This is a genomic window from Microbacterium sp. B19, assembly GCF_000333395.1.
In the GTDB taxonomy this organism is placed as follows: Bacteria; Actinomycetota; Actinomycetes; order Actinomycetales; family Microbacteriaceae; genus Microbacterium.
The window spans coordinates 1-1,502 of sequence record NZ_BADA01000017.1 but is presented as its reverse complement, the minus strand read 5'-3'; the positions used below and the strand labels follow the sequence as shown (position 1 = coordinate 1,502).

Below are 1,502 nucleotides of genomic sequence, written 5' to 3'. Positions count from 1 at the left end.
GACGATGCGCGCGGCGAGGTCCGCTCGCGTCGCGGGCGACAGCTCCGACCAGTGACCGGCGAGATCGCGGCGGATGGCGGTGCCCGACACCGGGTTCACGACCCGACCCGGGTCGATCTGCACCCACTCGGCATCCAGTCTCCGGGCCAGTTCCGCGCCGTAGTCGTCGGAGGTGAATACCGCGTCGACGGGTTCGTCGAGGAGCCCGCGGATCGTCGCGGTGTGCGCCTCCCACGCGGTCTCGGAACCGAAGTCGACGGGGGTGTCGTCGACGAGATCGACCACGCGCACGGTCGGGTGCCCCTCGCGGATCCACGCGGCGCGCCGTTCGAGCGGAATGGACTCGATGGATGCCGCGATGACCTCGACCGTGACGCGCTCGCACGCCCGCACGGCGGAGCGGATCAGGTGCGCGTGCCCGGCGTGCAGCGGATAGAACTTCCCCACCACGACCCCGTGGCGGAACCGCCGCTCAGACACGCGCGTCCGCGGGCGCCGCGGTCGCCGTCCCCTCGCGCAGCACGCGATGCCAGCCGCGCCAACCGCCGATGCACAGCACGACGAACAGGGCGTAGAGGGCGGCGATGATCCACAGTCCAGTCGCGATCGACAGGGCCACGAAGGCGATGTCGACGGCGATCCACACCGCCCAGTTCTCGATCCACTTGCGGTTCAGCATGTACTGCGCGACCAGGCTCGCCGCCGTCGTCCCGGCGTCGGCGAGCGCGACCTGCGAGTCGGTGAACGTCGCCAGGAGCCAGGTGAGCACGGCCATGCCGACGACTCCCGCGGCGATCAGCCACGGCACGGCCCGCCGCGGCGTCCGCGCGACGTAGTCGCGGTCGTGCTCGACCCCGCGCGTCCAGCGGATCCAACCGTGGACGCCGAGCGCGAGGTAGACGAGCTGGAGGCCCGCCGACGCGTACAGTCCCGCCGGGACGAACACGACCAGGAAGACGACGTTGTTGGCGATGCCGATGGGGTAGGTCCAGACGTTCCGTCGGGCGGCGAGGAGCACGCATGCGGCCCCCGTCGCGAACCCGAGGATCTGCATCCATTCGGTCAGGATCCACTCGATCACCCGTCGAGCCTACGTGGGCGCGCGGCAGGCCCCGCCGGGCTTGCGCGCCGCGTCCGGTCTGCCGCGGGATCACCGCGCCCCTCGCGCCCGAGTCGCGCGGGGCGAAGCGGCTACTCGCGCCCGGGGTCGCGCGGGGCGAAGCGGCGGAGGCTCGCGCGCGAGGTCAGTCGCGCGGCGGCGAGCGACCCGGCGACGGCGAGGAAGATCGGCAGCAGCAGGTCGAAGCCCGTGCCCGTGAACTCGATCACGAGCACGATCGCGGTGAACGGTGCGCGCATGTTCGAGGCGAGGAACGCCGCCGCGGCCACGATCGCGAGGCCCGTGGCATCCGCTCCCGGCCACACGAACGCCCAGCCCGCGGCGGCCGCGGCGCCCAGGCTCGCGCCGATCGCGACCGACGGCTGCAGCGTGCCGCCGACCG

At 73.0% G+C, this 1,502-nt stretch carries 3 protein-coding genes; all 3 read right to left on the bottom strand.

Features of this window, described 5'->3' with window-relative positions:
• Nucleotides 1-480 (bottom strand): adenylyltransferase/cytidyltransferase family protein (locus tag I5G_RS00330; protein ID WP_026095531.1); only part of this gene is annotated, 480 nt, incomplete at its 3' end.
• A complete protein-coding gene (gene pnuC, locus I5G_RS00325) occupies nt 473-1,081 on the bottom strand; it encodes a nicotinamide riboside transporter PnuC (protein ID WP_022877266.1) in 609 nt (202 codons plus the stop codon). The genes I5G_RS00330 and pnuC, both read right to left, overlap by 8 nt.
• A 110-nt stretch (nt 1,082-1,191) precedes the next feature.
• Nucleotides 1,192-1,502 (bottom strand): chloride channel protein (locus I5G_RS19670; RefSeq protein ID WP_036325457.1); only part of this gene is annotated, 311 nt, incomplete at its 5' end.